Here is an 8,606-nt window from a genome sequence, read left to right on the forward strand (position 1 = left end):
GGCTGTTCTCCAGGTTGCTGACCGGCACGTAGTTGAGCCACCCGCCGCGCGAGAACTCGCCGACGAACAGCGAGATCATGACGAGCAGCGCGCCCGCGACCGTAAGCCAGAAGCTGAGATTGTTGAGGAACGGGAAGGCCACGTCGCGCGCGCCGATCTGCAGCGTCATGACATAGTTGATGATGCCCACGACCAGCGGGATCGCCACGAAGAAGATCATGATCGTGCCGTGGGCGCTGAACACCTGGTCATAATGGTGCGCGGGCAAATAGCCCTGGTTCGCGCCGAACGCGATCGCCTGCTGCGTCCGCATCATCAGCGCGTCGGCAAAGCCCCGCAGCAGCATGATGATGCCCAGGATCATGTACATGATCCCGATCTTCTTATGGTCCACGCTGGTGAACCATTCGCGCCACAGCCAGCCCCACAGGCGGAAATAGGTCACGGCACCGAGAAGCGCCGCGCCGCCCAGCGTCACCACGATGAACGTGACGAGCAGGATCGGCTCGTGGATCGGGAAGGATTCGAAGGACAGTCTGCCGAAGACGGTCTTGAGGAGGGTTTCACTGAACATGGGGGGCTCCGGCGGCTCAGCCGCGCGCCACGCCGGATGTGCCCGGCATGGTGGGAAGATGGAGGAAAGACATGTCGCGGTTCCGCTTGGAAGCAGGATCGGTCACGCCCGGTGCGCCAGGCTTACGCGGCTTGGTCACGTTCGGGCCGGGGGCGATATCCTTGCTGTCCTTGAACAGCGCGCCTTCCGGCTTCGTGCCCCGCGGCGGAGGCGTGGCGCGGCCTTCGGGCATGCCGGCACCGGCCCGCATGTCATGCGGATTGCCGCCGCCGGCGCGCTGGTCATGCGCCATCACATCGCTCATGCAGGGCGTGCCCGGTGCAACGCAGCGATTGACGACGCGATCGAACAGGCCGGGCATGACGCTCGCGAAATGCATCGCCGGAACCTTCTCGCTCGGCTTTTCCAGCGCAAGATAATCGCCCGTCGCCAGGCCTTGGCCGCCGGCCTTGGTCTCGCCGACCCAGCGATCGAAGCCCGCCTGGTCGACGCCCCGCAGCTTGAAGCGCATGTCGGAGAATCCGGCGCCGCTATAATTGGCCGAAAAACCTTCATACTCGCCTGGGCGGTTCAGCACGGCGTGGAGCGTGCTGCGCATCCCCGGCATCGCATAGACCATGCCGGCCATCGTAGGCGCGTAGAAGCTGTTCATCATGTTGCTGGACGTGATGTCGAAGCGAACCTGGCGATCCACTGGCAGGACCAGCTCGTTGACCGTCGCGATGCCCTGTTCCGGATAGATGAACAGCCATTTCCAATCGAGCGAGACCACCTGGACGCGCAGCGGCGCCACCTTCGGATCCAGCGGCCGGCCGGCCGCGACTCGATCGAGTGGGCGGAACGGATCGAGCAGATGGGTGCTCGACCAGGTGAGCGCGCCCAGAGCGATGATGATCAGCAGCGGGGCCGACCAGATCACGAGCTCCAGCGACGTCGAATGGTCGAAATCGGGATCGTAGGTCGCGTCCTTGTTGCTCGCGCGATAGCGCCAGGCGAAGAGCACGATCAGCAAAATGACCGGCACAATGATCAGCAGCATCAACGCGGTCGACGCATAGATCAGGTTGCGTTGCTGCAGGGCCACATCGCCCGCGGGGTTCAGCACATCTCTGCTGCACGCGGCGAGCAGAAGGAGCGATCCGAGCAGGGGCAGGCGGCCCAAGCGTCGCAAGTTAGGCAGGTATTCGCGCATGATCGTGCCCTAGGCCGTCCGTGGACTGCGCTACATTGGACATTTTGTCCAATGCCGCTGCACTCTGCTATAGGGCACAGGAGCGCTAGTGGCGACCCGTACGTGCACGTTGGTGCAGGTTTGGGTACAACGTGGTTTGAAGGCGGGTCACCCGCAGGAGCATGATAGTATGACGGCACCGATCGCCGCGTCGAATTCGACGGCCCTTGAGCGCGATGCGCGGCTGGTCAACGCCCGCGATCACCGCATCGCACCGGGCGAGATCGCGATCGGCGTCATCATCGGGCGTACCAGCGAATTCTTCGACTTCTTCGTCTATGCGTTGGCGTCCGTGCTGGTGTTTCCGGCCGTCGTCTTCCCTTACGTCGATGCGCTGACGGGCACGCTTTATTCCTTCGCGCTGTTCGCCTTGGCGTTCGTGGCGCGGCCGTTCGGCACGCTGCTGTTCATGTGGATCGACCGCAATCACGGTCGCGGCGTCAAGCTCACGATCGCACTGTTCCTGCTCGGTGGCTCGACCATGGCGATCGCCTTGCTGCCCAGCTACAATCAGGTGGGCGCACTCTCGGCGATCCTGCTCGGTATCTTCCGGGTAGGCCAGGGCGTGGCGCTGGGCGGGGCCTGGGACGGTCTGCCGTCGCTTCTGTCGCTGAACGCGCCGGAGGATCGCCGTGGCTGGTATGCGATGATCCCCCAGCTTGGCGCGCCACTCGGCCTGCTGGTCGCGATCGGCCTGTTCGCCTATTTCCTCTCCTTCCTGTCCATGCCGGATTTCCTGAGCTGGGGCTGGCGCTATCCCTTCTTCGTGGTGCTGGCGATTAACGTCGTGGCGCTGTTCGCGCGGCTGCGACTCGTCGCCACGCCGGAGTTTGAGCGGCTGTTCGAAAATCGCGAATTGCAGCCTTCCCCCGCGTTCGAGACGCTGTTCAGCGAATGGCGCACGATCGTGCTGGGCGCCTTTGCGCCGCTCGCCAGCTTTGCGCTGTTCCACCTCGTTACGGTGTTTCCGCTGTCCTGGGTTACGCTCCGGGAAGGCGAGCAGCCGATCCGTTTCCTGATCATCGAAGCCGGCGGCGCCGTGGTCGGCGTGATGGCCATGCTCGCATCCGGCTTCATTGCGGATCGGGTCGGCCGCCGCGCCGTGCTGGGCGTGTCGGCGGTTCTGATCGGCGCCTATAGCGGTTTTGCGCCACAGCTGCTGAACGCGGGCAGCTTCGGCGAGGCGATCTATACGCTGGTCGGCTTCATCCTGCTGGGTCTGGCGTTCGGTCAGGCGTCCGGGGCGGTGAACGGCAGCTTCCCGTCGCAGCATCGCTATACCGGCGCCGCGATCGTCGCCAATTCGGCTTGGCTGTTGGGTGCGGGCTTTGCGCCGCTCGCCGCTCTGTTCCTCGCGAGCCGCTTCGGCTTGTGGTCGGTCGGCACCTACCTGCTGTCGGGTGCGGTCTGCACGCTGGCAGCACTCGCCATCAACAAGGAATTCGCGCGCAAGCAGGGCTAGGGTTGCCGCCCGCCGGCTGCTAACCCTCCGTGGGGGGCGGGAGACGGCAATGAATTGGGACGATATCACCCGGCAGCTCACGCAGGCCACAATCGCTGCTGTCGACGATCTGCTACGCGAACTCGACGGCGAGCGGCTTTATGCCCTAGCCCTGGTCACCGACGACGACTGGAACGGCGCGAGCCTCGCGGCCAATACCGAAGAATGGTTTGCGGCGCGCCTCGCCGCGGAGACCGAGCCGGACGAGGATATGCATCCCAACATGACGGGATGGTACCGCTGGGGTGTCGGCGAATGGCGCAACGAGAATTACAGCTGGGATCTCTTCAAGCCGGTCTGCGACCTTCTTTGGGATTATGAAGGGCCGACGCGCGTCGAATTGGGCGAGGCCATGACGGTCGCGCTCGAACATCTGCGGCGCGAGCGGGCGGAGGCGCTTGCCGGCATTACCCTGTTCATTACGCTGACCGACAGCGACGATGCCGAAGCGGTCGAGAATGCATCTGCGATGCGCCTGAACCCGCCGCCGTTGCTGGATGCTTTCCTGGCGCGCTATGCGAGTGCTTTAAATGATGCCCAATCGATGCCGGAAGGTGATTGATCGGCCGCGCCGGCGCTAGCCTCAGCCAGCGGAATCAAATCGCATCACGACATTATAGCCGGGCCATTCGGGGCCGAGGCGTCCGCGCGCTTGGTCGTCCTGCCACCGCGTGACCCCCAGATCCGACAGCGATCGGTAGCGCCCGACATCGGTCATCCCCATCATCAGGAAGGGAACGCCTTCGCACGCCAATGGTGAGGAGCAATCCGCCATGTGGAGATGCAGATGCGGGCCGGTCGTGTCGCCCGTGAAGCCTAGAGCGCCGATCTGCTGTCCCACGCGGACATGATCGCCGACGCGCACGAGCAGGCTTCCGGGCTGCAGATGCTCATAGAAGGCATAGCGGTCGCGTGCCACGCGAAGTACCACGTAATTGCCGCTGCCGTCGCCCAGCGCATGGGCCGGATTGCCCGCGATCGAGCGCGCCTCCAGCATATCGCCACGTGTGGCCGTCACCACTCCATCTGCCCCTGCCAGGACGGGCGCGCCATAGCCCACGGCGTCCGCAGGACGATCCGGGTTACCCGTGCTGGTTCGGCCTTGTCCGTCGACACCAACCCAATCGACCGCGTATCGGCCGGGAATGCGCGCACGGCCCGCTAATGTATAAATCACGCGGCGATGTCCGCGGGCCCAGCTCGGATCGTGCACCGCCACCCAGGTGCCTTTAGCAAAGGGCGGCGCCAGGATTGGGATGCTGGTGCGATCCACCGCAGCCTCAGGCGATCGTAACATGAAGGGCCGCCCATCCGATGCGGTCCCTTCCATTTCGACCCGTACCTCGCGGATGCTTTTCGCGGCTGCCAAGTCCGCTTCGACATAGACGATCGCGCGTCCGCCTGCTGCCACTATCTCCGAACTGGAACTGGAGCCTGATAGCGCGTTCCGCTGCACCACTCGCCGCCTGAGCGCTTCGCCGGAATAGGCGGCGATAAGCTGCCCGTCGTCCGCGCCGATGATCCGAAGGTTGCGGAGCCGCAAAGGGACGCCGGTGACGTTGGTCGCATGCACCTCGAAGGCGAGGAGCCTCTTGCCGTCGCTCGAGACGGGCGAAGAGATCGACGGGATTGCTACGTCCAGCGACTGGATCGTCTCGGCGGACACAGGCAGGATCGTCCCGGCGGCAAGAAGGGGAAGGATCAGTCCGATCTTCATGCGCTGCTCCTCGATATGATCCTTTGTCGCACTTTTATCATGTTGGTGGTGCAGCGACCACGCATGTCGCCGCGCAAGGATCGAAGGTGCTCCTGCGCGGTTCATGAGCTGCGGCGGTGTGGCAGAAGGAGCAATGATGACGACCGGCGATCTCGAGCTTGAGCTGAAGCTGGAGGCGGAGCCTGCGGCGCTGGACGGCTTGGCTCATGCCGCGCTTTTGGCTGACGCTGGCCTCACCGCACGTCACGAAATTTCGACCTATTTCGATACGCCGGATCAGGATCTGCATCGCGCAGGTCTATCGCTGCGCGTTCGCCAGATCGGCGACCGCTTCGTACAGACCGTGAAGGCGGAGGGCTCGGCTGCGGCCGGGCTGTTCGCCCGCCCCGAATGGGAACGCGAACTGCCTACGGGCACCCCACAGATCGACGACGCTGCGGGGCCGCTGTCGACACTGATCGATGCGGCTTTGCTGCGCACCATCGCGCCCTTGTTCGTCGGAGATATGACGCGGGCAACCGGCCGATTGGCCTATGATGGCGGCGATGTGGAGATCGTACTCGACCGCGGGAAATTATCGGGATCGGGCCGCACCTTGGCGGTGAACGAGGTGGAACTGGAGCTGAAGGACGGGCGCGCTCAAGCCTTGTTCGACTTGGCGCGCGCGTTGAACGAAATCGCGCCGCTGCGGCTCGGCGTGCTGTCCAAATCGGAGCGGGGCTATCGTCTCGCGTCCGGCGATCTGCCTGCTTCGGTGAAAGCGCCACCCATTGCGCTGACGGGAGAGGTCACCGTCGCCGAGGCCTTTCAGGCGGTCACCGGTGCTTGCCTGCGCCACTTCCGCCTGAATGAGGATATCCTGCTGCGACATGACGGAGCGGAGCCGCTCCATCAGGCACGCGTTGCGCTCCGGCGTCTCCGCTCCGCCTTGTCCATCTTCAAGCCGGCTTTGAGCGACGCGCGCTTCGATCACTTCCGTGACGAGTTACGGTGGCTTGCCGCCACCTTGGGCGACGCCCGGGATCTCGATGTCCTTCTGGCCAGGCAAGACGGTCGGGATGTCGGGGCGCTGCTGCCGGCCCGCGCGCAGGCCTATGCGGAGGTCCATGCCGCGCTGGCGTCGATACGGACGCGCACGTTGATGATCGATATGTCCGAATGGCTCGCGATCGGCGGCTGGCGCATGCAAGAAACCCGTCATCCCGTGCGTGATCGCCCGGCGGAATCGTTTGCGGCGGCGACCTTGCAGAAATTGCGGCGCCGCCTCAAGCGGGAGGGGCGCGACCTTGCGAAGCTGAACGACGAGGCGCGGCACGAGGTCCGCATCCTTGCCAAGAAGCTGCGCTATGCCTCTGAATTCTTTGCCAGCCTCTTTCCCGGCAAGAAGCCTGAGCGACGTGCAAGGAATTTCCTGAAGGCGCTTGAAGCGCTGCAAACGCATCTCGGCGATCTCAACGATCTCGTCCATGCCCCGATCGTCTACGCGCGCTGGGGCATCGATCTGGCGCAGGACGACAGTTCGCCCAAGCGTCGCGCCAAGCTGCTGCGCAGGGCAAAGGAGGCGCACGAGATCCTCTGCGACGTAAAGCCGTTCTGGCGTTGATGGACCTCTTAAGGCTCGACCAGCGGAGCGAGCCGGCCCTTTAGCAGCGCGGCGAAGCGGTCCGAACGGCAGAGCTGTGCTCCGCAACCCGGCACCGGCATGGGGGTCTGTGTTACGCTCCTTGTGAGTCCACGCAAGCTTTGCGGGCTTTGCGTCCGGTAGGATATCCGCACGAAGCGCTGCCCGTCACGCACGTCGCGCAGCATCTCCAGCACCAGCGCGGCGCCCGGCGGTACGTCGTTGGTGGCATAGCCGGGTGCCCGCAATTCGATCCGCAGGGCGGCGGCGAGCGCGGTGACGTTCGTGTCATGCCCCATCAATATCGTCAGCGGCGGGCCGTTCGGCTCTTTGAGTGCCTGCAGGGTCGCACGCCCTAGCGCGGCCGCCTGATGCGCCGCCATATAGGGCGAATGGGTGAAGACCGTGAACAGGGCGGCATGCAAGGATCCCAGCCGCCGCAATGTCGTCGGATCGGCATGGCCCCAGCCGACCTGCGTGGCGGGCAGCCCCTCGACATATTGGAGCAGCAACACCTGGGCGATGCCGGATGCGGTACGGATCGGGCCGGACAGCGTCAGATCATGCCCGTCGGCACTCGGCGCCAGGGCGGGGGCGCCCGCTGGCAGACAGCTCGTCCCGCGCGGCGTGCAGCCCAGGATCCCGTCTAGCAGCGTCAATGCCTGCCGATGGCGGGCTGCAAGGGCCGTCATGCCGCCCGTCTCCTGGTTGATCGCGCGCACCGCCGCCCGAGCATCGAAGGCGGTCGCGCGCGCACGCAGCGGCTCGAACACAGGGTCGACCGTGCCGATCGGCCGATGCTCGATCGGCAGTCGACATCCCGGCGCGAAACTCGCGGCATAGGCCTCGCCGCTGGCGACCGTGCGGTCGGAGCTGTTGGTCCGGATCCGCACCGCGCCTGGGGCAGGGCAGCCCGTCGCCGGCAGTAGACCCTCTCGCGCCAATCGCGCGCGATCGGTCGCAGCGACGATCGACAAGGCGCGCACGCCATGCGGGGTGATGCGGCTTTCCGCCACCGGCCATTGCGGCCACGGCAAGCCCGTGCGGGTACCGTCCGGCACTTCGCCGGCAAGTGGGGCCCGGATGCCGTGCCGCATGATCATCACGACCCGCTCGACGACCAGCTTCGGCCCTGCCTCGACCGGCGTCGCGACGGAGCCCAGCAGCAGCGCACCGATCAGGAGCGTCGCGCGGCGCGGCGCCCGTCGGCTCACGGCTTCAGCCGGCATCCCGCCGCGACCCGCACCGGGCTGCACCGTGCCATCGCCTTGTCCGGCAGCGTCACGACGAAGCCGAGATGCGCTGGATCGGGCGCGCCCGGATAATAATCCGTGCTGACCGCCTGCGCGCCGCTGGCCATGGCCGCCTGCGCCTTGCTCAGGTCATGCCGGCGCGCTTCGACCGTATTCGCATCGGTCCGCGTCCGGACGATCACGCCCTGTCGCACCCAATCCTTGATTTTGGCGCCGTCCACCACTGGGTCCTGCACGATCTCGACGGCGGCCTCGGGCTGCTCCGGCGGGTACCAGCCGAACATGACGCGTCCGGCCAAATTTGGATGACCAGCCCGATAGGCATCGGACACCGCCTGCCGCACATCGAACAGGAAGTAGATACGCCCACGTGCCACCTCGAGGCTCGGCCAGCCCTTGGCGCGGACGGCGTCGCGGAGCGATGGCGCATTGCCGCGAATGTCGTCCGGCGTGATCAGGCGGGACGGCGCCAGCACCGATCGTATTTCCGCATCCAGCGCATCCAGCAACGCGGCATTGTCCAGCGGCAAGGGGGAGGAGATGCCCGGCCGTTCCGACGGCATGTCGGCAGCGTTGATCGTGATCATGATCGGCAGGTGGCGCGGATGGGCCCGCGACCAGGCGTCGATCTCGCGCAGGCATCGCACCAGCGTCACGCAGCCGCTCAGATAGTCCACGTCGGGGATGTGGAACACCTTGTAGCCCGACT

At 65.5% G+C, this 8,606-nt stretch carries 8 protein-coding genes; 3 read left to right on the forward strand and 5 right to left on the reverse strand.

Annotation, left to right across the window (positions count from 1 at the left end; genetic code table 11):
• Positions 1 to 574 (reverse strand): cbb3-type cytochrome c oxidase subunit I (locus ACOJSI_RS17400; protein ID WP_420139574.1); only part of this gene is annotated, 574 nt, incomplete at its 3' end.
• 16 nt (positions 575 to 590) lie between these two features.
• The gene (cyoA, locus tag ACOJSI_RS17405; protein ID WP_420139575.1) at positions 591 to 1,766 is read right to left on the reverse strand and encodes a ubiquinol oxidase subunit II; all 1,176 of its coding nucleotides are present in this window, start codon (positions 1,764 to 1,766) and stop codon (positions 591 to 593) included.
• Positions 1,767 to 1,935: 169 nt separating this feature from the next.
• On the opposite strand from cyoA, the gene ACOJSI_RS17410 reads away from it, so the two are divergent.
• The gene (locus tag ACOJSI_RS17410; RefSeq protein WP_420139576.1) at positions 1,936 to 3,267 is read left to right on the forward strand and encodes an MFS transporter; all 1,332 of its coding nucleotides are present in this window, start codon (positions 1,936 to 1,938) and stop codon (positions 3,265 to 3,267) included.
• A 49-nt stretch (positions 3,268 to 3,316) separates the two neighbouring features.
• Complete coding sequence (locus tag ACOJSI_RS17415) at positions 3,317 to 3,868, forward strand: DUF4303 domain-containing protein (protein WP_420139577.1); 552 nt, start codon at positions 3,317 to 3,319, stop codon at positions 3,866 to 3,868.
• Between the two features lie 21 nt (positions 3,869 to 3,889).
• Here ACOJSI_RS17415 and ACOJSI_RS17420 read toward each other — a convergent pair whose 3' ends face one another.
• Positions 3,890 to 5,023: a M23 family metallopeptidase gene (locus ACOJSI_RS17420; RefSeq protein WP_420139578.1), complete on the reverse strand. Its 1,134-nt coding sequence runs from the start codon at positions 5,021 to 5,023 to the stop codon at positions 3,890 to 3,892.
• A 136-nt stretch (positions 5,024 to 5,159) separates the two neighbouring features.
• Here ACOJSI_RS17420 and ACOJSI_RS17425 point away from each other — a divergent pair, with 136 nt between their 5' ends.
• Positions 5,160 to 6,626, forward strand: coding sequence for a CHAD domain-containing protein (locus tag ACOJSI_RS17425; RefSeq protein ID WP_420139579.1), 1,467 nt, complete (start codon positions 5,160 to 5,162; stop codon positions 6,624 to 6,626).
• An 8-nt stretch (positions 6,627 to 6,634) separates the two neighbouring features.
• Here ACOJSI_RS17425 and ACOJSI_RS17430 read toward each other — a convergent pair whose 3' ends face one another.
• Positions 6,635 to 7,858, reverse strand: a complete 1,224-nt coding sequence (locus ACOJSI_RS17430) for a histidine-type phosphatase (RefSeq protein ID WP_420139580.1) — start codon at positions 7,856 to 7,858, stop codon at positions 6,635 to 6,637.
• Positions 7,855 to 8,606 (reverse strand): Ca2+-dependent phosphoinositide-specific phospholipase C (locus ACOJSI_RS17435; protein ID WP_420139581.1); only part of this gene is annotated, 752 nt, incomplete at its 5' end. The genes ACOJSI_RS17430 and ACOJSI_RS17435, both read right to left, overlap by 4 nt.

The organism is Sphingomonas sp., assembly GCF_048595155.1.
Classification (GTDB): Bacteria; Pseudomonadota; Alphaproteobacteria; order Sphingomonadales; family Sphingomonadaceae; genus Sphingomonas_I.

Bases quoted from the DNA above. Each gene is read 5' to 3' on its own strand.
- ACOJSI_RS17410 (WP_420139576.1), top strand. From the start codon at position 1,936: ATGACGGCACCGATCGCCGCGTCGAATTCGACGGCCCTTGAGCGCGAT.
- ACOJSI_RS17425 (WP_420139579.1), top strand. From the start codon at position 5,160: ATGACGACCGGCGATCTCGAGCTTGAGCTGAAGCTGGAGGCGGAGCCT.
- cyoA (WP_420139575.1), bottom strand. From the start codon at position 1,766: ATGCGCGAATACCTGCCTAACTTGCGACGCTTGGGCCGCCTGCCCCTG.
- ACOJSI_RS17415 (WP_420139577.1), top strand. From the start codon at position 3,317: ATGAATTGGGACGATATCACCCGGCAGCTCACGCAGGCCACAATCGCT.
- ACOJSI_RS17420 (WP_420139578.1), bottom strand. From the start codon at position 5,023: ATGAAGATCGGACTGATCCTTCCCCTTCTTGCCGCCGGGACGATCCTG.